19 protein-coding genes and 1 riboswitch are annotated in these 21,725 nt (G+C 70.4%); of the genes, 11 read left to right on the forward strand and 8 right to left on the reverse strand.

The genetic code is table 11. The features are described 5' to 3' along the window. Positions 1-13: 13 nt before the first annotated feature. The 3 genes from thiD to thiM all read right to left on the reverse strand — a co-directional run bounded on the left by thiD (position 14) and on the right by thiM (position 2,624). Positions 14-961, reverse strand: a complete 948-nt coding sequence (gene thiD, locus CIK81_RS11060; RefSeq protein WP_114355700.1) for a bifunctional hydroxymethylpyrimidine kinase/phosphomethylpyrimidine kinase — start codon at positions 959-961, stop codon at positions 14-16. After that, on the reverse strand, positions 958-1,755 hold the full coding sequence (gene thiE / locus CIK81_RS11065; protein WP_114355701.1) for a thiamine phosphate synthase: 798 nt from the start codon (positions 1,753-1,755) through the stop codon (positions 958-960). Before thiE ends, thiD begins: the two co-directional genes overlap by 4 nt. Further along, positions 1,752-2,624, reverse strand: a complete 873-nt coding sequence (gene thiM / locus CIK81_RS11070; RefSeq protein ID WP_114355702.1) for a hydroxyethylthiazole kinase — start codon at positions 2,622-2,624, stop codon at positions 1,752-1,754. Before thiM ends, thiE begins: the two co-directional genes overlap by 4 nt. After that, positions 2,616-2,715: riboswitch (TPP riboswitch) on the reverse strand. Its footprint overlaps the gene before it by 9 nt. 227 nt (positions 2,716-2,942) lie before the next feature. On the opposite strand from thiM, the gene CIK81_RS11075 reads away from it, so the two are divergent. From CIK81_RS11075 to CIK81_RS11100, 6 genes are all read left to right on the forward strand, one after another. Beyond that, positions 2,943-3,977, forward strand: a complete 1,035-nt coding sequence (locus CIK81_RS11075; RefSeq protein ID WP_114355703.1) for a hypothetical protein — start codon at positions 2,943-2,945, stop codon at positions 3,975-3,977. Between the two features lie 311 nt (positions 3,978-4,288). Beyond that, a complete protein-coding gene (locus CIK81_RS11080; protein ID WP_158541999.1) occupies positions 4,289-5,539 on the forward strand; it encodes a calcium:proton antiporter in 1,251 nt (416 codons plus the stop codon). Positions 5,540-5,624: 85 nt separating this feature from the next. Further along, complete coding sequence (locus CIK81_RS11085; protein WP_114355705.1) at positions 5,625-6,389, forward strand: dienelactone hydrolase family protein; 765 nt, start codon at positions 5,625-5,627, stop codon at positions 6,387-6,389. A 307-nt stretch (positions 6,390-6,696) separates the two neighbouring features. After that, entirely contained in the window at positions 6,697-7,983 is a 1,287-nt protein-coding gene (locus CIK81_RS11090) for a glycine betaine/L-proline ABC transporter ATP-binding protein (RefSeq protein WP_096163356.1), read from the forward strand. Next, positions 7,980-8,876 (forward strand): proline/glycine betaine ABC transporter permease, encoded by an 897-nt coding sequence (locus tag CIK81_RS11095; protein ID WP_096163357.1) that lies wholly within the window; start codon positions 7,980-7,982, stop codon positions 8,874-8,876. Before CIK81_RS11090 ends, CIK81_RS11095 begins: the two co-directional genes overlap by 4 nt. Before the next feature lie 98 nt (positions 8,877-8,974). Beyond that, complete coding sequence (locus CIK81_RS11100; protein ID WP_096163358.1) at positions 8,975-9,907, forward strand: glycine betaine ABC transporter substrate-binding protein; 933 nt, start codon at positions 8,975-8,977, stop codon at positions 9,905-9,907. A gap of 167 nt (positions 9,908-10,074) precedes the next feature. Here CIK81_RS11100 and CIK81_RS11105 read toward each other — a convergent pair whose 3' ends face one another. Both CIK81_RS11105 and CIK81_RS11110 read right to left on the reverse strand, forming a co-directional pair. Continuing rightward, positions 10,075-11,169 (reverse strand): Gfo/Idh/MocA family protein, encoded by a 1,095-nt coding sequence (locus CIK81_RS11105; RefSeq protein ID WP_114311118.1) that lies wholly within the window; start codon positions 11,167-11,169, stop codon positions 10,075-10,077. 14 nt (positions 11,170-11,183) lie between these two features. Then, entirely contained in the window at positions 11,184-12,422 is a 1,239-nt protein-coding gene (locus tag CIK81_RS11110; RefSeq protein ID WP_158542000.1) for an ROK family protein, read from the reverse strand. A 166-nt stretch (positions 12,423-12,588) separates the two neighbouring features. Here CIK81_RS11110 and CIK81_RS11115 point away from each other — a divergent pair, with 166 nt between their 5' ends. From CIK81_RS11115 to CIK81_RS11125, 3 genes are read left to right on the forward strand one after another with little or no spacing between them, the layout of a single operon-like run. Beyond that, positions 12,589-13,869, forward strand: coding sequence for an ABC transporter substrate-binding protein (locus CIK81_RS11115; RefSeq protein WP_114311117.1), 1,281 nt, complete (start codon positions 12,589-12,591; stop codon positions 13,867-13,869). Positions 13,870-13,904: 35 nt separating this feature from the next. Continuing rightward, positions 13,905-14,864 (forward strand): carbohydrate ABC transporter permease, encoded by a 960-nt coding sequence (locus tag CIK81_RS11120; protein WP_114311116.1) that lies wholly within the window; start codon positions 13,905-13,907, stop codon positions 14,862-14,864. Beyond that, on the forward strand, positions 14,861-15,772 hold the full coding sequence (locus CIK81_RS11125) for a carbohydrate ABC transporter permease (RefSeq protein ID WP_114305738.1): 912 nt from the start codon (positions 14,861-14,863) through the stop codon (positions 15,770-15,772). Before CIK81_RS11120 ends, CIK81_RS11125 begins: the two co-directional genes overlap by 4 nt. Before the next feature lie 257 nt (positions 15,773-16,029). Here CIK81_RS11125 and CIK81_RS11130 read toward each other — a convergent pair whose 3' ends face one another. After that, positions 16,030-16,326: a Dabb family protein gene (locus CIK81_RS11130; RefSeq protein ID WP_114305739.1), complete on the reverse strand. Its 297-nt coding sequence runs from the start codon at positions 16,324-16,326 to the stop codon at positions 16,030-16,032. A gap of 70 nt (positions 16,327-16,396) precedes the next feature. Further along, entirely contained in the window at positions 16,397-18,139 is a 1,743-nt protein-coding gene (locus CIK81_RS11135; protein ID WP_241964127.1) for an HNH endonuclease, read from the reverse strand. Positions 18,140-18,515: 376 nt separating this feature from the next. On the opposite strand from CIK81_RS11135, the gene CIK81_RS11140 reads away from it, so the two are divergent. Then, positions 18,516-19,244 carry a ubiquinone/menaquinone biosynthesis methyltransferase gene (locus tag CIK81_RS11140; RefSeq protein WP_241964128.1) on the forward strand — a complete coding sequence of 243 codons (729 nt, stop codon included), beginning with the start codon at positions 18,516-18,518 and terminating at the stop codon, positions 19,242-19,244. A 181-nt stretch (positions 19,245-19,425) separates the two neighbouring features. On the opposite strand, the gene CIK81_RS11145 is transcribed toward CIK81_RS11140, so the two are convergent. Beyond that, a complete protein-coding gene (locus CIK81_RS11145; RefSeq protein ID WP_114311115.1) occupies positions 19,426-21,126 on the reverse strand; it encodes an FGGY family carbohydrate kinase in 1,701 nt (566 codons plus the stop codon). A gap of 136 nt (positions 21,127-21,262) precedes the next feature. Here CIK81_RS11145 and CIK81_RS11150 point away from each other — a divergent pair, with 136 nt between their 5' ends. Further along, the gene (locus tag CIK81_RS11150) at positions 21,263-21,724 is read left to right on the forward strand and encodes a VOC family protein (RefSeq protein ID WP_096163367.1); all 462 of its coding nucleotides are present in this window, start codon (positions 21,263-21,265) and stop codon (positions 21,722-21,724) included. The last annotated feature ends 1 nt before the right edge of the window (position 21,725 follow it).

Genomic DNA, 21,725 nt, shown 5'->3' on the forward strand with positions numbered 1-21,725 from the left:
CCCGACGCGGCGATCAGCCCTCGCGCGCGATGCGGTCCAGCGTCACCAGATGGTCGACGGGGCCGTGGCCCTTGTGCGGGGTGCGCGACAGCTCCTGCTCGGCGCCGGAGATCAGCGCCCGCTGCAGGTAGTCCCGGCCGGACCGGAGGGCGAGCAGGTCCTCCCCCACGCCCGGCCGCTCCAGGTACGCGGCAGCGGCGTCCGTCGTCCGCGTCAGCAGGGTGAGCTCCCCGTCCCGCCCGGCCTCGCACAGCGCGCGGGCCCGGGCGATCCGCGCATACTGACCGGCGATCGCCGAGGACAGGGTGCAGCCGGTGCCGTGGGTCGAGCGGGTGCGCACCCGCTCGCCGCGCAGCAGGTCCACCCCGTCGCCGTGGGCGATGACGTCGACCATCTCCTCCCCGGCGCGATGTCCGCCCTTGAGCATCACGACGTCCGTGCCCAGGTCCCGGAGCCTCATGGCCTGGTCCTGCATCTGCTCGATGCTCTCCGCCTCGCCCTCGTCCAGCAGGCGGGCGGCCTCGGGCAGGTTCGGGGTGAGCACGTGGGCCAGCGGCAGCAGCCTCTCGCGCAGGAGCGTGGTGGATTCGTTTTCCAGCAGGGCGTCCCCGCTGGTGGCGATCATGACGGGGTCCAGCACGATGCGGCCGAACTGCTCGGGCCTGGCCTCGATCGCGGAGATCACCGCGGCGACCACGTCGGCGGAGGCGAGCATGCCGATCTTCGTGGCGTCGACCGGGATGTCGTCCAGGACGCTCGTGATCTGCTGCCCCACGGCCTCCCCGCCGACGGGGATCACGGCCTGCACGCCCAGGGTGTTCTGCGCGGTGAGCGCGGTGAGGGCCGTCGTGCCGAAGACGCCGAGCGCGGAGAAGGTCTTCAGATCGGCCTGGATCCCGGCCCCGCCTCCGGAGTCCGAGCCCGCGATGGTCAGCGCGGTGGGCGGTCGCCATGCCGTCATGCCTGATCCTCCTGCCCGATTCCGTGTCCGATTCTGTGTCCGATTCTCGGCCCGCCTGCTGGTCCGTGTCCGGAGTTGCTGGCCTGCCCGGCTCCGCGGGTGAAGGCGGCCAGCAGCCGGGCGGATGCCGCCTGCGGGTCCGCCGCGCCGGCGATCTGCGAGACGACGCAGATCCCCTCGACGCCGGTCGCCGCGATGGGCGCGGCAGCGGTCTCGTCGATCCCGCCGATCGCGACGGTGCGCGGCAGCGGGGATCCCTCCGTCCGGGCCGCCTCGTGCCAGGGCGCGAGGCAGGCGGTCAGCCCGTCGATGCCCAGCGGCGCTGCGGCATCGGTCTTGGTGGCGGTCGAGTGGATCGGTCCGATGCCGAGGAGGTCGGCCTCACCTGCTGCGAGCGCCTCGCGCACCTGAGCAGGGGTTCCGGTGGACAGCCCGATCATGAGGTCCGGGCCGAGCACCTCACGGGCATGCGCCGGCGTGGCGTCGTCCTGGCCCACGTGGAGGTGGCAGCGCGTCTGCTCGGCCACCGCGAGGCGGTCGTCGACCACCAGCGGGATCTGCGCGGCGCGGGCTCCGAGCTGCGCTCCGAGCACTCGTCGGCACTCCTCCACGAGCTCGACGAGGTCGGCGTCCGTGGCGTCCTTGTCCCGCAGCTGGATCATGCCGGCCCCGCCGCGCACGGCGGCGAGGACCACGGCGGGCACGGCTCCGATGCCGCCGGAGAGCGCGGAGTCGGTGACGTGGTAGAGCCGCAGGTCGCACTCGTGCGCTGCGCGCAGGGACGGGCGGGTCATGCGCCGGCCGCCGGGGAGATCCCGCGCTCGTCGAGCTGCACGATGCCCAGCACGTCGGCCGGGGTCAGGGCGTCCAGCGCGTCGAGCCAGGCGACCGCGAAGGAGCCGACGCCCTCGGCCGTCCGCGCCGCGCGGGTTCCGGCCGCGCCGAGCAGGGCGTGGGCCGCGAGCACGGCGTCATGCGCGGTGAGGTCGGTGTCCCGGGTCGCGCCGAGCACTGCCGCGCAGCTGGCGCCGAGCGAGCATCCGGTGCCGATCACGCGGGTCATCAGCGGATCACCGCTGGTCAGCAGTGTGGTCCGGTGGCGGGAGACGATCGCGTCGCGCTCCCCGGAGACGGCCACCACGGCACCGCTGCGTTCGGCGAGGTCGTGGGCCGCCTCGAGCACGGCGTCGACCGAGTCGGTGGAGTCCACGCCGCGGCCTCCGCGGCCGGTGCCGGCGAGCGCAGCGATCTCCGAGGCGTTGCCGCGGATGGCGGTGGGGCCGAGTTCGAGCAGCTCGTGGGCGAGCGGGGTCCGCACCGGCAGCGACCCGATGGCGACCGGGTCGAGCACCCAGGGCCGCCCGGCGTCGCGCGCGGCTCGGGCGGCGGCGGGCATGGCCTCGACCTGGGCGGGAGAGACGGTGCCGGTGTTCACGAGGATCCCGTCGGCCACTGCGGCGAAGACGGGCGCCTCCTGCGGGTGGTCCACCATCGCGGGTGCCGCGCGGATCGCGAGCAGCACGTCGGCCGTGATCTGCTGGACGACGGTGTTGGTGAGGCACTGGACCAGCGGCCCCCGGTCGCGCAGCGCGGTCAGGGCGCGTTCGAGGCGCACCGCCGCAGCGGGGCGCGCCGCCTCAGCGGACGGCGTGGAGTTCTCCATGGATGACGATCCCTTCGCAGGTGTGGGCCCGAGCAGGTTCGACGGGTCTGATCTCAGCCGTCGCGTCCCGACGGCACCCCGTGTCACTGGTCGGCGACTCTAGCAGGGGCCCGCACACAGGATCTCCACAGACAGGTCACCAAAGACTCTTGGGTAAACCTTGACCGACCCTTGACCTTTTGGCACGGTGTGACGCGGATCCCTTCGAGTCGGCGTACTGCCAGATGCATCGCGAGACGCTGCGCCAAGCGCGTCACCAGACGCATCACCAGAAGGCTCGGACGGGGCCAGCCATCCGCTGACACGAGGGGGAACACCATGACCGCGAACAGCACAGCGCGTCGCGCTCGCGCTCGCACCGGCACTCGCACCGCGCTGGCCGTCCTGGCCGGAGCCGCTCTGCTGAGCGTGTCGGCCTGCGGGGGCAGCGCCGACGACGACGGCAGCGCGGACGACGGTGGCGGTGACGCCCAGGAGCAGCCGATGGAGGCCTCCGACGGGGGAAACGGCGACGGGTCCGACGAGGATTCCGAGGACACGACGGAGGCCGACGACGCGGGCAGCTCGGGCAGTACGGGCAGTTCAGACGGCGGCTCCGCTCAGGACGATGGGGTGGGTGCGGGGGCCGGGGATCCGGCCGACGCGGACGGAAGCGGGCAGGAGGGTGAAGAGGGAACCGGCGACGGGAGCGGCAGCGAGGGGGACGATGCCGCGGACGGCCGCACGCAGATCATGCTCGTGACGGATCTGCCGGGCGACGACCAGACCGGCGACGGCTGGCCCGTGCTCTCACCGGACGAGCTCGCCACGACGCTCGCCGAGCCGTTCGACGGCACGGCGACCTGTGAGGAGGAGCTGGAGCTCGCGCCCGGCCGGAGCGCCACGTGCACGGGCCCGGCGAGCATGGACATGACCGAGCCGGAGCAGGAGTGGACCGCCCAGGCAGCGCGGGTCCCCGTAACCGGGGAGCTCGGCGAGGGCGGCGCCGTGGCGGTGCTGTTCACGACGGGAGACGGCCTGACCGGCCCCGCAGACGTGCTGCTGGACGAGGGCACCGAGCTCACCGGGCTGGGCTTCGGCTCCATGTTCGGCTCGGAGGACCTCAGCGCCCAGGAGCTCGAGGAGAGCACCCTGCAGACGCTCACCTCGGAGAACGCATACGTGCCGGTCGCCGAGGCGGACTGGGAGTCCGTGACCTGTGAGGACGGGCTGAGCTTCGAGGCCTTCGAGCCGTCGCCGTGCACCGGCGAAACGGCCGACGGCGAGACCTACCCGCTCCACGTCGCCCCGGGCACCTACGTCGACAACGACCAGGGTCTGCTCGTGGGCATCGCGCGCAGCGACGCCGGCTGAGCCCGACGACTCCGACCGAGCTACCCCGACGCTCGCCGCCCGGCGCGCTGCCCGCCGCGCTGGTCGCCGCTCGGTGCACCTCGTGCTGCGTTGCGTGATCCGCCCCGGACGCCGCCGCGCCTCCGGGGCGCTCTGGTCCCTCTGCTGGTCAGATCGCTCACCAGCTCCGCCCCACCCCTCCCCGTCGCCTGCACGTTCCGCTACCGTGGGCGGTGCGCCGCACAGGTCACGCAGGCGCCTTGGCCGGGACGACCCGACCCACGAGAACCCGATGAGGACGGCCTCGGAACAGGATCTGGATCATGCCGTCCATGCCGCCTCTCCCCTCCTCGACGCCCTCCACGGGCTCTGCGGACTCCGCGCAGCAGCCGGAGGACTCTCGCGCTCTGACCGGCCGCTCCTTGCGACGCGCCGTGCTCACCCGTTCCGCTCTCGGACGCCTCGCCCTGGGCTGGCTCGGGGTCGGCGCTCTCGCGGTGGCCGCCCCGTGGCTCGCAGGCCCGCTTCCGGGGATCGCCTTGGTGCTCGTGCTCGCAGCGATCGTCGCGGTCATCGTGATCGCGGCCGGCGGCGTGGTGCAGCAGGCCGAGGCGCTCGCCCATCGCCTCGGCGACCCCTACGGCACGCTGGTGCTCACGTTGTCGATCGTCGTGATCGAGGTGGTGCTGATCGCCGCAGTCATGCTCGGACCGGGCGATCATCTGACCATCGCGCGGGACTCGGTGATGGCGGTCTCGATGATCATCCTGAACCTCGCGCTCGGGATCTGTCTGGTCGCAGGCGGGCTCCGCCACGGGCTGCTGCGGCCCAACCGTTCCGGCACCGCGATCTACCTGGTGCTGCTGACCGTGCTCGGCGGCCTGGCCTTCGCCCTGCCCCACCTGATCGGGACCGACGGCTCCTTCGCCCCGGTCCAGGCCGTCGTGATCGCCGCGGTCACCGTCCTGGTCTACGGGGTGTTCCTGTGGCGGCAGACGGGTGCCCGCGCCGCGGACTTCCAGGAAGTCGGACTGCGTCCGGCGGGACCCACCGACACCGACGAGAGCACGACCACCGACGACAGCACGGTCTCCGACACCGCACCGATCAGCGCCACCTTCCGCGTCCACCGTGCGGAGCTGCTGGCTCGCGCTGCGCTGCTGATCATCACCGTGCTGCCGATCGTGCTGCTCTCCCATGACATGGCCGACCTGCTCGACGACGGCCTCGCCCGGCTCGGTGCCCCCGCAGCACTGGGCGGCGTGCTCATCGCGATGATCGTGTTCACGCCCGAGTCGATCACCGCGGTGAGAGCCGCGCTGGGCGGGGAGATCCAGCGGGTGGTGAACCTCTGCCACGGGGCCCTGGTCTCGACCTTCGGGCTCACCATCCCCACAGTCCTGGTGATCGGGCAGCTCACGGGCCAGCAGGTGGTGCTCGCCGAATCCCCCGTGAACCTCGTTCTGCTCGCGGTGACCCTCGGGGCCTCCGCCCTGTTCACGGCCGTCGGCCGTTCCACCGCACTGCAGGGCGTCGTCCACCTGGCGCTCTTCGCGGTCTACGCGGTCGCGCTGTTCCTCTGAGCACCGTCCTGGCTGCGCCCAGGGGGCGTTCTCTGACGAGCACCGAGGCGGAAGCGCGGCCGCAACCCCGGGGTACAGTCGCGGCGTGAACGCGACGATGCTTTCGATCCCGACCGACGACGGCGACCTGCCCGGACTGCTCTGGCTGCCCGAGAATCTCGACCGGCCCGCCCCTGGCCTCGTGGTGCTCCAGGAGATCTTCGGCCTGTCCGACTACATGCAGCAGCGCTGCGCGGACCTCGCCGCGCTCGGCTACGCGGTGCTCGCCCCGCAGCTGTTCGCCCGGCTGGATCCGCCGGTCGTCGGCCTCGAGGACGGGGCCGACGCCGAGGCCTGGCTCGCCGAGGGCATGGAGCTCACCCAGCAGCTGCCGTGGGAGCGTGCCGAGGCCGACGCCCTCGCCGCCCTGAACGCCCTGCGTGCGCACGGCGCGGTGGACTCCGAGCGCGTGGGCCTGGTGGGTTTCTGCTACGGCGGCGGGCTCGCCTTCTCCACCGCGGCGGCCGCCACCGACGAGGACCGCCCGCCGGCGGTCCTCGTCAGCTACTACGGCTCCGCCCTGCCTGCGCTGCTGGACCGCTCCGACCAGGTGACGATGCCGAGCCTGCACCACTTCGGCACGGCCGACGCCTTCATCCCGCTGCCCACCGTCGAGCAGATCCGCGACGCCGTCACCGGCGCGGGCAGCAGGCCGCAGGTGCGCTTCGAGCTGCACGAGGGGGCGGGCCACGCCTTCGACAATCCTCACGCGTTCCTGCACCACGCCGGGGCGTCCGACGCCGCCTGGCGGCAGACCGCCGATTTCCTGGGCAAGCGGCTGCCAGCATCCGCTCGCGGCGCTCACGGGTGACGATTCAGACAGATCGCGGTCGCGTGACCGAATAGTTATCTCCGGATTGTCGGACAGTCCGGACGTAGGCCCCACACTCCGTGTCGGGCCGGCATTGCTCCAGGCCACTACGAGGATCCCTGGTCGAGCGCGGCAGCGGCCTTCGGCGTGCTCCCTGAGGCGAATCGGCTGGACCTGGACGTCAGCGGTTTGCCGAGACGCGAAGGGCTTGTGAAGATGGCTCATCGGGTAGGCGCCCTGCGCGACGGGGGAGACGACGCTGTGGCTTGCCCGCCCACGATCTCTGTCCACCCATGAAGGAGCCCACGTGCCGCCAGTCATCAGCGCCGAAGGTCTGTACAAGGTCTTCGGGAGACGCCCTGCCCGCGGGGTGGAGGCACTCCGCCGGGGCAGCACCCGCGACGACCTCCGCGAAGACGGCCTCACGGCCGCGGTGATCGACGCGAGCTTCAGCGTGGATCCCGGAGAGATGTTCGTCGTGATGGGCCTGTCCGGCTCCGGCAAGTCCACCCTGATCCGGATGGTCAACGGTCTGCTCCCCGCGACCGCTGGAACGCTCGACATCGGCGGCCAGAACCTCTTCTCGATGTCGCCGGCGAAGGTGCGCGAGGTGCGCCGCAAGCGCATCTCCATGGTCTTCCAGCACTTCGCCCTCCTCCCCCACCGCACGGTGGGCGAGAACGCGGCGTACGGTCTCGAGATCTCGGGGCTGAACCGCTCCGATCGCGAGCAGAAGGCCAGCACCGCCCTCGAGATGGTGGGCCTGAAGGGATGGGAGGGCTACAAGCCCTCGGCTCTGTCCGGCGGCATGCAGCAGCGTGTCGGCCTCGCCCGTGCGCTCGCGGCGGGAACCGACATCCTGCTCATGGACGAGGCATTCAGCGCCCTGGATCCGCTGATCCGCCGTGACATGCAGGATCAGCTGATCGAGCTCCAGCAGCGTCTGGAGAAGACGATCCTGTTCATCACTCACGACCTCAACGAGGCCATGCGCATCGGCGACCGGATCGCCATGATGCGCGACGGCCGCATCGTGCAGATCGGCACCTCCGAGGAGATCCTCAACGAGCCGGCCAACGACTACGTCGCGAAGTTCATCCAGGACGTCGATCGCAGCCGCGTGCTGACCGCCTCCGCCATCATGGAGCAGCCCCCTGAGGTGCTCGGCTCCGGGCAGGGGCCGCGCACCGCGCACAAGCTGCTGCGCGAGACCCAGAACTCCTGGCTCGTCGTGCTCCACCGGGACCACACCCCCGCCGGGATGCTCCTGGAGGACGACGTCGCCGAGGCCGTGCAGGCCGGACGCAGCGACCTTCCCTGGTCGCCACCGCATGAGATGCACGTGGTCCGCCATGACACCCCGATCGCAGATCTCTTCGCCCCGTCGGCCCAGCACCGCAACCCCCTCGTCGTGGTCGACGACGACGGGAAGTTCCTCGGCGTCGTGCCCCGGGTGACGCTGCTGACCGCAGCCGGCGTCGCCCATGAAGGATCGCCGTCGTCCCCGTCCTCTCCCGGTGCGCCGGGGGACACCGTCTCTGCGACGGGTTCGAGCACCGTCACCATCGATCAGGAAGGGAGCGAGGCCCGATGAACTTCATCCCCCGCATTCCCATCGGCGAGTGGGCCGAGTCGGGCATCGACTGGCTGACCGACAACGTCGCCGGCCTGTTCGATGTCATCAGCGCGATCTTCAACTTCCTGGTCGGGAACCTGACCTACGGGCTCACCGCCCTCGAGCCGCTGGTGATGATCGTGATCCTCGCGCTGATCGCATGGGTCGTTCGCTCCTGGCAGCTCGCCATCGGCACCGCCATCACCTTCCTGATCGTGCTGTCCATGGAGCAGTGGGTGCACATGATGGAGACGATGGCGCTCGTGCTCGTCGCCACGGTGGTCGCCGTGGTGATCGCGGTGCCCGTCGGCATCCTCGCCGCGAGCAACCGAGCGGTGAGCAGCGTGGTGCGCCCGATCATGGACTTCATGCAGACGATGCCGGCGTTCGTCTACCTGATCCCGGCGGTCACCTTCTTCTCGATCGGCGTCGTGCCCGGCATGGTCGCCACGATCATCTTCGCGCTGCCTCCCGGCGTGCGCATGACGGAGCTCGGCATCCGTCAGGTCGACGGCGAGACCGTCGAGGCGGGCGAGGCCTTCGGCGCGAGCTCCTGGCAGATCCTCCGCGGGATCCAGCTGCCGCTGGCCGTCCCGACGATCATGGCCGGCGTCAACCAGGTCATCATGCTGGCACTGTCCATGGGCGTCATCGCGGGCATGATCGGCGCACCCGGACTGGGCAAGGAGGTCGTCGCAGCGATCTCGAGTCTCGACCTGGCGCTCGGTGTCGAAGCCGGTCTCGGCGTCGTCATCCTGGCCGTCTACCTCGACCGCATCACGGCCGCCCTCGGCGACAGCGCCACGTACACCAAATCCGCCCTCGCCCTGGTCCAGAAGGCGCGCGCCCGACGGGCGACCGGCGCCTTGTGACCCCAGCGAGCGCCCCTCCGGGCGTCACGCCGCCGGACGGCGATCGTCCGGCCGCGCCCCTCCAGCCACCGCACCACTACCGAAGGAGAGAATTCATCATGGATCCCCTGAAGGACAACCGCCTCCGCACCTCCGCGCTCACCCGCCGCTCCGCACTGCTCGGCGGCGCCGGCCTCGTCGGGCTCGGCCTCGCAGCCTGCTCCGACAACGCCTCCACCGGCGGCGCCGGCGGCGGCGGAGAGACCATCACCCTCGGCTACGTCAGCTCCTGGACCGACGGTCTGAGCACCGCCTACCTGCTGGACAACCGCCTGCAGGCCATGGGCTACAACGTCGAGCACCAGGACATCAGCGAGCCCGGCGCCCTGTACGCAGCGCTCGCCAAGGGCGACATCGACGTGTACCCCTCGGCATGGCCCGAGGTCACGCACGCGGAGTACATGAAGGAGTACGGCGACGACATCGACGACCTCGTCACGTACTACGGCAACGCGAAGCTGACCATCGCCGTGCCGGAGTACACCGACATCACGTCGATCGACGAGCTCAAGGGCAACGCCGACATGTTCGGCGGGCAGATCATCGGCATCGAGCCCGGCGCCGGTCTCACCGGCGTCACCAAGGACTCGATGATGCCCACCTACGATCTCGAGGACGAGTACGAGCTCGTCACGTCGTCCACGACCGCCATGCTCAGCGAGCTGAAGAAGGCGACCGATTCCGAGAAGGACATCGTGGTCACCCTGTGGCGTCCGTTCTGGGCGAACTCGGCCTTCCCGGTGCGGGACCTCGAGGACCCCGAGGGCGGGATGGGCGAGACCGAGGGTCTGCACTTCCTGGCTCGCAAGGGCTTCGCCGACGACTTCGCGGACGCCGCGGAGTTCATCAGCGGCATCGAGTTGGACGACGAGCAGTACAACTCCCTCGAGGACCTCGTCGTCAACGAGTACGACGACGGCAAGGAGCCCGAGGCCATCGACAAGTGGCTCGAGGAGAACCCGGACGTGCTGCCGGAGGTCGAGGAGGGCTGACCCTCCCCTCGCCCGGTCACCAGTACCGGACCAGACGGCACGGGCCGGTCGCGATCACTCGCGACCGGTCCGTGCCGTCTTCTGTGTCGGATGCCCCGGCGATGCTTCCCGGCAACCCCGAGCGTCCTGCGGCGCCGGGGGTCGCCGACGCCATCACCAGCCCTGCGTCAGCCCCCGATGGTCACCTCGGCACCGGCCTTCGCGGAGGCGTAGCAGGCGTCGATGACCTCGGCGCGTCGCAGGGCCAGAGCCCCGTTGTGCGCGGCCCAGTCGTCAGAGCGGACCTTCTGCAGGAAGTTCGCGACCGCTGCGGCGTGGCGGCCGTCCTCGCCGGCCGCCGGATGCAGCTCGGCGGGAATGCCGGCGACCTCGGTCCACACGGTGATGCGCGGCTCCTCGGGCCCGCCCCACTCGATGGTGGCGCCTCCGTCGGCCCCGTAGAGGGTGACGTAGCAGAGATCGTGCGCGATCCACTGCGCCCAGCTCGACTCGAGCAGCAGCGTGCCGCCGCCTTCGAGGCGCAGGAAGGCGGTGGCGAGGTCCTCGACCTCGAAGGGCACGCCCTCCTCGACTGCGGAGATCCCGAAGCCGGAGCCGCCGCGGCCCAGCGGACCGAACTCGGCGTGGGTGGAGGCCGACGCCGCGGTGACGGCCGGTTCGTCCATGAGGTGCAGAGCCATGTCGAGCATGTGGATGCCGATGTCCATCATGGCGCCGCCGCCCGCGCTCGCGGACTTGGTGAACCAGGTGCCCAGGCCCGGGATGCCCTGTCGACGGATCCACCCGGTCTTGGCGTAGTAGAGCTCCCCGAGCACACCGGAGTCGACGACCTCCTTGAGGGCGCGCACGTCCCCGCGCTGGCGGTGGTTGAAGGACACGTCCAGCACACGGCCCGCGGTGTTCGCGGCCTCGACCATGCGTCCGGCCGCCTCCGCGTTCTCGGCCATGGGCTTCTCGGTGATCACGTGCAGCCCGGCCTCGAGCGCGGCGATCGCCATCGGGGCGTGCAGGAAGGTCGGCGTGGCGATCGAGACCACGTCGATCTCGGCCTCGGCGAGCATCTGCTTCCAGTCCGGGTAGCGGCCCTCGACCTGATGGCGGTCGCCGAACTCGGCCAGGAGGTGCTCCTCCATCGCCGAGATCGCGACCAGGTCCACCGTGGGATCGGCGGCGTAGGCGGCCACGTGCTGCTGGCCGGCCCATCCCAGGCCGATCACTCCGGCACGCAGTCGGCGCGTGCTCTCCTGTGCTGCTGCTGTCATCGTGCTGAGTCCTCTCATCGGTGGGTCTGCACTCGAGCCGGCTGATCCGGCTCGGGCACGTCGGTCCCTCGCACCCGTCCTGCAGGGGTGTCGAGGAGTTTCAGGGGGTCCGCCTTCAGGCGGGTCATGGCGAGCTCGATCGCTCCGCGGACGACGACATCGCGTCCCAGTCCGCTGGCGACCAGCTCGGCGAACGGGGCCTGGGCGATGTCCGGGAGCACCGCGCGGGTACGCGCCAGGACCGGCTCCATGGCCGCTGCGACGGCGCCGGCCACCACGATCCGCTCCACGCCGAGCAGGCTGACGAGGATCGCGGCGATCCGCGCGATGCGCTCGCCGATCCGGTCCAGCACCTCGCGGGCCACGGCATCGCCGTCGGCTGCGGCGGCGAAGACGTCGACGGCGCTGAGCGAACGGGCCGGGACGGCGGCGAGCGCGGGCGAGTCGCGACCGGTGGCGAGCTCCTCGAGCGCCCATCGGCGCGCGAGGGAGGCGACGCCCTCGGCGCCGAGGTCGTCCTGGAGGATGGCGTCCAGGAAACGCATCTCGCCGGCACCGCCCTGGGCTCCGTGCAGCAGACGTCCGTCGATGATGAGCCCGGCACCGACCCTCTCCCCCACGAGCAGGGCGGCCATGTTGTCGCCGGGCTGCTGCGCGTGCTCGGCCAGCGCGCTCAGGTTCGCGTCGTTCTCGACCACCACCGGGCCCTCGAGATGGTCGGGGAAATCCGCGTTCATCAGTCGCCAGAACGTGCCGATGTCGATCGGGGAAGCGCCCCGGGTGTCCACGGGGGCCGGGATCCCGACGACGGTGGCCAGCAGCGGCGCGCTCGAGCCGGCGGCCTCGCGCACCTCCCGCACCAGCCCCTGGACGGTGGCGATGCGCAGCGTGCGGTCCACGGTCGCCGGGTCGAGCTCGCGGCGAGCGGTGGCCAGTTCGGTGCCGCGGAGGTCCGCCGCCATCGCGCGATAACCGCTGCGCCCGGCATCGACCCCGATCAGCAGGCCGGCCCCGCCCCTGAGACGGTGACGACGCGCGGGGCGGCCGCGGCGCGAGAGGCCCGCGACCCGGCTGTCCTCGATCTCCTCCAGCCAGCCCGCTGCGGTCAGCTCGTCGCACAGCCCGAGAACGGTGGCCCGGGTGAGGCCCGTGGCCTGCATCGCCTCGGCGGCGGTGAAGTTCTCGGCGACGACGGCATGGCGCAGCAGCGCCTCGATGTTCATCCGGCGCAGCACACTCGTGGACACCCGCATCGACACCTCCTCGGCGTGCGTTCTTGACGTGGACTCTTGACGTGGGTTCTTGACGTGGACTCTTGACGTGGGTTCTTGACGTGGGTTGTGACGCCACCCATACTTTCTCCACGCATTAAATCTAGCAACTGAATATATCGGTTGCTACGCCGCCGAGGAGACACCGTTGTCACCCACACCCTTCAGAACCGGTCGCCCGACCCGTCGCTCCCTGCTGTCCGCCGGTGCCGGCGCCGCCGGCCTCGTCGCTGCGGGCGGGCTGTCCGGATGCAGCTCATCAGACCGCTCGCGCGTCACCTTCTACCAATCCAAGCGCGAGGTGATCGCGCACTTCCGCGAGCTCGTCGACGAGTTCAACACCGAGCAGTCCGACTTCACCTACATCCAGGACGTGGCCACGAACCTGCAGGCAGGGTTCGTGCGCTCCAACCCGCCGGACCTCGCCCTGCAGAACTACAACCTGGACATGGCCCGCTTCATGGAACGCGGCGCCCTGTCCGACCTCGCGGACCTGCCCGAGGCCGGCCGGATCCGCGATGACGTGCTCGCGCTGGTGGACTGGTACCCCGGCTACGAGGGCCGCACGAGCGTGATCCCCTTCTCCGTGGCCGCCTCCTCGGTCATCTACAACAAACAGCTCTTCGAGGAGAACGGCGTCGAGGTCCCCACCACCTGGGATGAGCTGCTGAGCGCGTGCGAGACCTTCCTCGGTGCCGGGACCACGCCGATCTACGCGACCTTCCCGGACCTCTGGACCACGACGCAGGGCCTGTTCGACTACGTCATCGGCGGCCGGGTCGACGTGCGCGACTTCATCACCCGCCTGAACGAGATCGGCGAGGACGTCGGCCCCGACTCCGAGGTCTCCTTCCAGAACACACTGCTGGAGCCCGTCGAGCAGATGCTCGAGCTGCTGCCGTACCTCAACGAGGACGCCTCCAGCCGCAGCTACGGGGACGGCAACACAGCAATGGCGCAGGGCAAGGCCGCGATGTACTTCCAGGGCCCCTGGGCACTGGTGGAGATCGAGAAGGCCGCGACCGACGTGGAGCTGGGTTCGTTCCCGCTGCCCGTGACCGATGACCCCGAGGACCTGAAGATCCGCGTGAACATCGACCTGTCGCTGTGGATCCCGGAGCAGGCCGACGAGAAGGACGGGGCCCGGAAGTTCCTCCAGCACCTGATGACCCCGGAGATCCAGTTCCCCTACAACGAACTGGCTCTCGCGTTCTCCACTACGGACGACGCCCCGGCGGTGAGCGACCCACGGATCGCCGAGATGCAGCCGTACTACGACGACGGCCGCTTCTACATGGGCGCCTCGCAGTTCATCCCGCCCACGATCCCCTTCCCCAACTACCTCCAGTCGATCGTTCTCGGCGCGGACCCGAAACCGATCCTCGCCCAGATCGACTCAGACTTCGCCCGGCTCGCCTACCGCGCCTGAGCGGCCCCTCCGCCGTCGACCCCAAGGACCCCACCATGTCAGCGCAGACATCCACCGCTTCGAGGGCCCGCGCGAGCGAGCCCGCCTCCCGCACCGGCCCGGCCGGCTCCTCCCCCGCCCCGGCGCACCGCCGACGTCGGGTGGATCCGATCTACTACCTCTTCCTGTTCCCGGCCCTGGCGATCTTCACTCTCGTGATCACGCTGCCGGCCGTCGTCGGGTTCTTCTACAGCTTCACCAACTCCGTCGGCTTCGGCGACTACGAGTTCATCGGCCTGCGCAACTACATCGCGCTGTTCCAGGATCCGAACATTCTCAGCGCCTACCTGTTCACCCTGGGGTTCGCGCTGGTCACCGTGATCGTGGTCAACGTGATCGCCTTCGCCCTCGCCGTCATGCTGACCTCGAAGATCCGCTTCCAGACCGCCCTGCGCACCATCTTCGTGATCCCCATGGTCATCTCCGGGATCATCATCGCGTTCGTGTTCAAGTTCCTGCTGTCGAACTCACTGCCCGCCCTCGGCCAGGCACTGGGCCTGGGCGTGCTCTCGGAGTCGATCCTCGCCGACGAGAACCTCGCCTGGCTCGGCATCGTGCTGGTCACCGCGTGGTCCTCGATCCCCGGCGCGATGCTCATCTACATCGCGGGTCTGGTCACGATTCCCGCAGAGCTGTACGAGGCAGCCGCGATCGACGGCGCGTCCGGAGGGCAGCGCCTGCGCCGCATCACCCTGCCGATGGTCTCCGGATTCATCCTCATCAACACCATCCTCGGCTTCAAGGGATTCCTCAACGCCTACGACGTCATCGTGGGCCTCACCGATGGCGGCCCGGGCACCGCCACCACCTCCATCGCGATGTCGATCTTCAAGGGGTTCGGCGCCGGTGACTACGGCTACCAGATGGCGAACGCCGCGGTGTTCTTCCTGATCACCGTCATCCTCGCCGGCCTCCAGCTGCGGCTCACCGCCGGGAAAGCGAGCTTCGGAGCATGAGCACCACACCGTCCACGGACACCCGCCCCCGCCCCATCGCCCAGGAGACGCCCCGGCGTCGCTCCGGCCGCCGCAGCGGCATCGGCACCGACCGCTTCAACTGGCCGATCACCGCGATCCTGCTGGTGTGCTCGCTGGCTGTACTGGTTCCGCTGCTGGTCACCGTGAACATGTCGCTGAAGACCACCGCGCAGGCCGTTGACGGCTCGGCCTTCTCGCTGCCGGCCCCGTTCTCGATGGAGGGCTTCTCCGAGGCCTGGCACCTGACCGATTTCCCGCGGGGCCTGGCGATCTCCGCGTTCATCACAGCGGTGGCAGTGGCCGGGGAGATCATCATCTCCTCGCTCGCCGCGTTCGCGATCGTGCGCAACTGGGACCGTCGCCTGTTCCGCTGGTCGTTCTTCTACCTACTGGCCGCGATGTTCATCCCGTTCCCGGTGGTGGCCCTGCCGCAGGTGAAGCTCACGGGCATCGTGGGGCTGGACAACCCGCTCGGCGTGGCGATCCTGCACATCGTGTTCGCGCTGGCCTTCAACACGCTGCTGTTCACAGCGTTCCTGCGCTCGATCCCGCTCTCGCTCGAGGAGTCGATGCGGGTCGATGGCGCGACCACCTGGCAGGTGTTCGCCCGGCTGATCTTCCCGCTGCTCGCCCCGATGTCCGCCACGGTGGGGATCTTCGCGTTCCTGGGCTCGTGGAACGACTTCATGATGCCGAGCCTGATCACCACGAACCCGGAGCTGCAGACCCTCCCGGTGCTGCAGCAGATGTTCCAGACGCAGTTCAGCAACAACTACAACATCGCCTTCGCCTCGTACCTGATGGCGATGGCCCCGGCGGTCGTGGTCTACATCCTCACCCAGAAGTGGGTCATCTCCGGCCTGACGCAGGGTGCGGTGAAGTCGTGACAACTATGACTGCTTCCTGAGCGAGTCCGTCGTCGGCCGGCAGTGCACTGCCCTCCTCCCCGCGCGGGGAGGAGCGCAGTGCGTTTCACGGGTCCGTGGTTCTGCAGAGCCTTAGGTCAGTGAGCCCGTGGAGCCGTGAGCCCATGGGTCCACACGGGTTCACGAACCCACGAGCCCACGCGTCCACGAGTCCACGAGTCCACGAGTCCACGAGTCCACGAGTCCACGAGTCCATTGATCCTCGAACCAGAGGGCACTCAGGCGTAGGCGACGAAGTCCAGCTCCTGGAACTCCGCGATCTCCGTGGCCCAACGGGTCGCGACGAAGTTCTGGTGATCGGGATGGGCGTCGTAGGCCTCGAAGGCCGCCTGGTCCTCGAAGCTCATCGCGAACTGGAACCGGAAGCTGCTCTTGGGGCTGACCTGGCGGGAGACGGTGAAGTCGCGGACCCCGTCGATCGCGCGCAGGAGCTCCGGCGCCCTGGTGAGGAACTCCTGCTCCTCCGGGGAATCGGCGGCGTGGACGAGGGTGAACGAGACGGTGTGTCGGATCATCGGCTCACAGTACGGACACGGGCGCTCTGCCCCGTCGACGGGCCGTCTGCTGGGCAGCCCCGGGAGTCGATCATGGTGGAGAGGGAACCGACCCATCAGGCTCTGGCCCCTCCCCTTCGCGCCTGTTCGTGTCCCTCTGATCGGTTTCGCGCTTGCCGCTTTCCTGCGTGCCGACTTCTCGCACACTGGCTTTCTCCGCCTCGGCCGTCCGGGCCGGGGCCTCGTCGTCGGCGCCAGCCTGGGTCCCTTCGTCGGAGCTGGCCTGGGTCCCTTCGTCGGTGCTGGCCCCAGAGAATTCGTCCGGCCCGGCCACAGCGAACCCGTCCGGGTCATCAGGCTCGGCAGGTGGCGTCTGCCCGATCAGTGGCGGCGGAGCCGTGACGCGAGTGGTCCCCGACCAGCTCGTCCATGCGACGCGGTGTCCCGGGTGTTCGGGGTCGCCGGCCCGCTCCACAGCGAGTGCGTCGTCCTCCTTCTGATTGCAGTGCGCGCAGAGATCCTGCCCGTTGTCCAGGCTCGTCGGCCCGCCTCGCGAGAAGGGCGTGATGTGGTCGTGGTGCCGCACCGACGCGTTGCAGAACGGGCCCCGACAGGACGTGTCCCGCCAGGTCAGGAACCTGCCCATGGCGGGTGGGAAGGCGCGCGCCTGTGAATCCATGCTCACCAGCTCGCCGGTGGTGGGGTGCGTGTACAGCCTCCGCATCACCGCGCGGACGTCCGGTCCGTCGGCTCCGAAGGGATCACGCTGGGACGGGCCGGGCGTCGCGGTGATGGCGCGCAGCTGCTCGCGGACGGCTTCTGCCGGAACCGGCCCGTAACCCTCGAGATGGGCGACGTCACCGCTGCCGGGATGGAACAGGGCACGGTCGGTGATGATCACACCGAGATCCACGGTGACCGGGGGCGCTGAGCCGCCTGACTCATCGCGTGTGAGCACTGCGTCCCGCAGGATGTCGGCCATCAGCGCTCCGTGGGGACCCTTCTCCCCGCCGGCCTGGCGACGCTCGGCCTCCAGGGAGATCCGCTTGTGCATCAGGCGGGCATCGATCGCCGGCATGTAGGCGCTGATCGTCGCCATGCCGTGGCTCCCCGGCGTGAAGGTGACATGGCGCTGCGTCCGGGAGCGGCGGTGCCGGACGGTCTCGCCCTCGGGGTCGAGGCCGTGGACCGCGAGGGCGACGGCCTGACGCCAGCGTCGGGTGCCCGCTCCGTCGAGGTCGGGCAGGCGCGCGTGCAGGGCGTCGTCGACCTGCGAACGCTGAGCGGCATCGAGCACGGCTGCCCCATCGGCCGCGGCGTAGATCGACGCCGCGGCCGCCTTCCCTGTGGCCATCGCGGTCAGGAGGTGGGGCATCGAGGTCACGAGACGGCGCGCTGACGCCATGGTGCGCCCTGCGTCCGACGGGGAACGCCTGGTCATGTGGGAGACATCCCGGCGTGATCGCGCGTCGGCGCGCTGGTGCAGCTTCTCCAGCGACGGCATCGCAGAGAGCTCGGGGCCGACCTGAGCCTGCGCTTCGCGGACCCGTTCGAGACGAGTGGCCTCGCTGAGCGCGACGAGCGTGCGAGCCTCGAGCGCGTCGAGAATCCCGCGCATCTCCTGCGCCTTGTGCAGAAGGTTGACGTACTCCTCGCGTGCGCGGCTCTCCGCGTCGAACATCACCTCGGGTTCCACCGCGATCGAGCGGAGGAGGAAGCCCGCGTCCCCGAGCAGCTCGGCCACGGCGGCAGGCCCCGAGGCATGCAGCGCTGCAACCTCCTGCGACGGGCCGTCAGGCCCGTCGGCAGGGGATGGAGGCGTCGACATCAGCATGCATCCATCGTCCGCCGATGGGTGCGAATTCGAAACCCCGTTCGCACGATGTGGATAACTCTCCGGGTCATCCATGGCGCACCAGCTTCCCGCCGTCTACGCACGTCAGCCGGGATCAGGCTCCCATCAGGGCATTGTGGACAACCCCACCTCTCCTCCACAGGGAGAATCACGAAGAATGTGGAGGATAGGTGACGTCCGGCGGCTCCGGACGGCGTCAGGGCCCTCGCGGCGACGCCCGTCCGCCCGCCGCGTCGGCGCAGCACGCCCGGTGCGGGCTGCCTCCTCCACGCCGCCGCTGTAACGTCCCTCCGCCTCACCCGGACCCCGCGCCCGCACGGCTCGGTGTCAGGACGCACCGACTACCGTGGGCCGGGTGAGCACGAGCCAGCCTGCGCCCCACGGCGCCTCTTCCGAGGACCACGCCAGCCGCGTCTCCTCCATGTTCGACGGGATCGCCGGTCGTTATGACCTCATGAACCTCGTCATGACCTGGGGCCAGGAGCCTCGCCTGGTGCGCCGCACGGTGCGTCGGGCGGAGCTGTCCGGCACCCCGGCCGTGCTGGACCTCGCGACCGGGACGGGCGACATCGCGTTCGAGATCCTGCGATCCCATGAGGGGGCGCAGGTCACCGGCGCCGACTTCTCCCCGGAGATGATGGCGGTGGGTAAGGACCGGCCCGGCGGCGACAAGATCGCCTGGGTCGAGGCCGACGCGATGGACCTCCCCTTCGCGGACGAGAGCTTCGATGCGGTCTCCCACGGCTACCTGCTGCGCAACGTCGCCGACATCCCCACCACCCTGGCCGAGCAGTTCCGAGTGCTGAAGCCCGGCGGCAGGATGGTCGCGCTGGAGACCTCGCCGCCGCCGAAGAACATCATCAGGCCGTTCTCCACTCTCTACATCAAGCACGTGGTCCCGCGGCTGTCGCACCTGATCACGAAGAACCCCGAGGCCTACGAGTACCTCTCCTCCACGACGCGCGGCTTCCGCACGCCGAGCCAGGTCCAGGGGCTCCTCGAGGAGGCCGGCTTCGTGGGCGTAGGTCATGAGCTGCACCTCTTCGGCACCCTCGCGATCCACTGGGCCACCAAACCTGCCTGACCAGTCGGCTTGACCTGATCAGCCGGCCTCGCCATTCGGCCCGGCCAGATCAGCCCGCTTCAGCCCTCGGGCCGGCCAGATCAGCTCGCTCCAGCATTCGGCCCGGCCACCCCTTAGCGCTGAGGACGCGCCGCCGACCGGCACGGACGGTGGTGGGGGTCCGAGCTGCGTTGCGGGTGCCTCAGCGCGCCGCTCGCAGACCGGCGAGAGCTGCATAGAGGGCGCGGTGGGACGGCCGCAGAGCGGAATGCCCGCGAACGGCCGACGGGTCAGGGGCGACGATGCGTCCGGCCGACGGGTCCTGGCCGACGATGCGCGCGGCCGACGGGTCCGGATCGACGATGGGACCGGCCGACAGGTCGGGGTCGACGATGGGACCGGCCGACGGGGCAGGGTCGACGATGTGCTCGCCGGCCTGGTCCGCCAGCGGGCAGAGGTGATGTTCGAGGCCCAGGGCATCTGCCGCGGCGAGCGCGCAGCCGACGAGGGCGGCGTCGGCGACCGGGACCGTGTGCACGGGCCTTCCGGTGACGTCCGCCAGGATCCTCATCCAGGGCTCCGAGCGGGCTCCGCCCCCGACGACGGCGAGCGGACGGCGCGCGCTCGCAGCGTCGGACCGTGCCGGAGCCGCGCTCTCACTCTCACTCTCACCCTCCTTGATGGCATGGGCGATGGCCTGAGCAACTCCTTCGAGCACCGCGGCGTACAGGTCGATGCTCCGCGTCTGCCCATCCATGCCGACCACCGCAGCCCGCAGGTTCGCATCGCGCACCGGGTAACGCTCGCCCTGGATCGAGGGCAGGGCGAGCAGACCGGTGGGGCCGCGCCCGTGCTCGGCCTCGCGCTTCTCGAGCAGGAGGTCTGCCTCCTCAGGTGCGGCACCGCCGAGGAACGCATCGCGCGCCCAGTCCGCCGCCGCTCCGGCAGCGAGCAGAGCGGAGATCCGCAGGCTGCGCCTCGAGGCCCCGGCCCCGAGGGCGAGGCGGTGCGAAGTGCCGGCAGAGAACTCCTCGCCTCCCTGCCCGGAGGCACGCAGATCCGTGTCCTGCGCACTGCTGGCGGAGGCATCCTCCGAGACCACCGTGGCGAGCCAGCCGCTCGTGCCCAGGTAGGCGTAGTCGTCGCCCGGCTCGAGGCCGACGATCCCGAGCGTGGTCGCCCCGGCGTCCCCGGGCGCGAGCACCACGGGCAGATCAGCTGGAAGCCCCAGCAGTGCGCCGGCGTCGGCGCCGGTCCGGCCGACGATCTGCCCGGTCTCCGTCGTCAACCGGGGCAGCAGCTGTTCCGCGATCCCGGCAGCCTTGGCGACGTCCTGCGACCACCGGCCGGTGCGGTGCTCGAGCAGTCCCGTGGCCGACGCCGTGGTGACATCGCACCAGGCCCCCAGCCCGAGCTCGTGCACGAGATGCCCGGCGGGGCCGAACACGATGCCCCGCGCTCGCTGCACCAGACCAGGATCGGTGCGGGTCAGGCGCAGGAACATCGCGGCGCAGCTGGTCGCGTCCTGCTCGTTGCCGACCAGATCGTCCCAGTCGATGCCCTCGGCGTGGAGGGCCTTCCGCAGCTCGCCGGCCTCGTCGGCGGCGCGGGTGTCGCTGTAGAGGATCGCGGGTGCTGCTTCTCCGTCGGTCAGGAGCACGAGGTCCTGCATCTGCCCGGTGATGCTGAGCGCGAGCGGCCGCTCCTCGCTGCCCCGCAGGGCTCCGGCGAGGGCCGCGCGGGCGGCGCGCAACCAGTCCCGCGGGTCCTGCTCCGCTCCCCCGCCCGCCGTGGTGCGCGTCGGATAGCCGCTGCTGGCCTGCGGACCAGCCGTACCGTCCAGAGCGATGAGGACGGCTTTCGCGGCGGACGTGCCGAGGTCGAGGCACAGCAAGGAGGGCATGGAATGAGCGTAGGCCGCCGGTGCCGGTACTTCGACACCTGCTCTTCGCGGACAGCACCTGTCCTTCCCCCGGGGAAGGATCATTGTCACCACGCGGCGGCCCGTCCGCCACAACGACCCGCCGACGGAGGACCCCATGAGCAGCACCATCCAGATCACCATCGATGCGAAGGACCCGCGCACCCTCTCCGCCTTCTGGCGGGAGGTGCTCGGGTACGTGCATCCGGCCCCGCCCGGTGTCGAGCTGCCCGACGGAAAGGATCCGCTGGAAGCGTGGGACGAGTTCCTGGAGCGCAGCGGAGTGCCCGAGGAGCAGCGCAACTCCGCCTCGGCGCTCGAGGACCCGGACGGCTCCGGTCCCCGGATCTTCTTCCAGCGCGTCCCGGAGGGGAAGATCGCCAAGAACCGGGTCCACCTGGATGTGCGCACGGCACCTGGCCTCCGCGGCGAGGAACGGATGGATGCGCTCGAGTCGGAATGCGCACGGCTTGTGGCCCTCGGCGCCCGCAGGATCGCCCGCCATGAGCCGGAGGAACCGCTGAGCATCGGATTCATCGTCCTGGCGGATCCCGAGGGCAACGAGTTCTGCCTCGACTGAT

It is taken from the genome of Brachybacterium sp. JB7 (assembly GCF_003335205.1).
GTDB lineage: Bacteria > Actinomycetota > Actinomycetes > Actinomycetales > Dermabacteraceae > Brachybacterium > Brachybacterium alimentarium.